This window comes from Staphylococcus sp. GDY8P54P (assembly GCF_017892645.1).
In the GTDB taxonomy this organism is placed as follows: Bacteria; Bacillota; Bacilli; order Staphylococcales; family Staphylococcaceae; genus Staphylococcus; species Staphylococcus ureilyticus.
This window is the reverse complement of the sequence record NZ_JAESLN010000004.1, coordinates 1-1,428: the sequence shown is the minus strand read 5'-3', so window position 1 is coordinate 1,428 and position 1,428 is coordinate 1. Positions and strand designations below refer to the sequence as shown.

Below are 1,428 nucleotides of genomic sequence, written 5' to 3'. Positions count from 1 at the left end.
AATGGTTATTTTCTGTACACTTCAAAATAAAAAAGTCAAATGGTATATACCCCTATACCGTATATGTTATACTCAAATTGTCTTATTACTATCTTTAAAAATATAAAATTAGGAGGTTTAATTTTGTCGAATAACAAAAAACACCAAAATCATGAGCATCATAGTCATCAAGAACATGAAAATCACACTAGTCATGGTAATCATGAGCATCATAGTCATCAAGAACATGAAAATCACACTAGTCATGGTAATCATGAACATCACCATCATGGAAATTTTAAAAGTAAATTCTTTATTTCTTTGATTTTTGCGATACCGATTATTATTTTATCGCCCATGATGGGAGTTAAATTACCGTTTCAAATTTCATTTACAGGGTCAGATTGGATTGTATTAATTCTTGCTACAATTTTATTCTTTTACGGAGGAAAGCCATTTTTATCAGGGGCTAAAGATGAAATTTCAACTAAAAAACCTGGAATGATGACGCTTGTTGCTCTAGGTATTTCAGTAGCTTATATTTATAGTTTATACGCCTTTTATATGAATAACTTCAGTGGTTCATCCACACATACAATGGACTTTTTCTGGGAATTAGCGACTTTAATTTTAATCATGTTATTAGGTCATTGGATTGAAATGAACGCAGTAGGTAATGCAGGCAATGCACTGAAGAAAATGGCAGAACTTTTACCTAATACTGCAGTGAAGCTGATTGATAACAATCAACGAGAAGAAGTTAAAATATCAGATATTCATATTGACGATATTGTGGAAGTCAGAGCAGGCGAAAGTATACCCACAGACGGAATCATTGTTCAAGGAGAAACATCAATTGACGAATCATTAGTTACTGGCGAATCAAAAAAAGTTCATAAAACTCATAATGATGATGTTATTGGAGGTTCAATTAATGGTTCAGGTACAGTACAAGTTAAAGTGACTGCTACGGGTGAAAATGGCTACCTATCTCAAGTTATGGGTCTTGTTAACCAAGCTCAAAACGATAAGTCAAAAGCTGAACTCCTCTCTGATAAAGTCGCAGGTTATTTGTTTTACTTTGCAGTAAGTATTGGCCTGATTTCATTTATTGTATGGATGCTTATTCAAAACAACGTCGATTTCGCACTTGAACGGCTAGTAACCGTATTAGTCATTGCTTGTCCACATGCATTAGGCTTGGCAATACCTTTAGTTACAGCACGTTCTACCTCTATAGGCGCACATAATGGTTTAATCATTAAAAACAGAGAATCTGTAGAAATCGCACAACACATTGATTACATCATGATGGATAAAACTGGGACACTAACTGAAGGTAACTTTTCAGTGAATCACTATGAAAGTTTTACAGACGAGTTAAATAATGAAGAAATATTGAGTCTATTTGCTTCATTAGAAAGTAATTCTAATCATCCACTTGCCACT

The 1,428-nt window shown here is 33.6% G+C and carries 1 protein-coding gene; it reads left to right on the top strand.

What is annotated here, in order from left to right:
- Positions 1-123: 123 nt before the first annotated feature.
- On the top strand, positions 124-1,428 hold a 1,305-nt coding region (locus KA883_RS00565), incomplete at its 3' end, for an HAD-IC family P-type ATPase (RefSeq protein WP_194376092.1).